The sequence below is a fragment of the Sutterella seckii genome, assembly GCF_009183815.1.
GTDB lineage: Bacteria > Pseudomonadota > Gammaproteobacteria > Burkholderiales > Burkholderiaceae_F > Sutterella > Sutterella seckii.
On record NZ_WEHX01000265.1, the window covers coordinates 1 to 363 of the forward strand.

A 363-nucleotide genomic window follows, 5' to 3' on the forward strand; every position below is an offset into this window, starting at 1 on the left:
CTTCCCATTCCGAACAGGACAGTGAAACGTCTCCGCGCCGATGATAGTTGGTTGTATTTCCAGTGAAAGTAGGTCATCGCCAGGCTCCCTACAAACGAAACCCCTGTTGGCTTAAGGCCGGCAGGGGTTTTCGCTATTTATGAGAGGGTTGACTTTTCAACGCGCTGCCGACAAGGCAGCGAGAAAAAAGTTTAAAAACGCTCTTGACAAACAGACTAAGCTTCCGTAAAATGCAAAGTCTGCGCTGAACGAAAAGATTCAGCGAAGTTCTTTAAAAATCAGATTCAACGAACCGATAAGTGTGAACATCGGAAAGCTTGAGGAGCTCCTGAGGAGCATCGGAATTTCACGATTCCGAAGACT

Annotated in this window: 1 rRNA gene; it reads left to right on the top strand. The window is 46.8% G+C overall.

The features are described from left to right. A 5S ribosomal RNA gene (gene rrf / locus GBM95_RS13245) occupies positions 1-85 on the top strand; the annotation flags it as partial. Between the last annotated feature and the right edge of the window lie 278 nt (positions 86-363).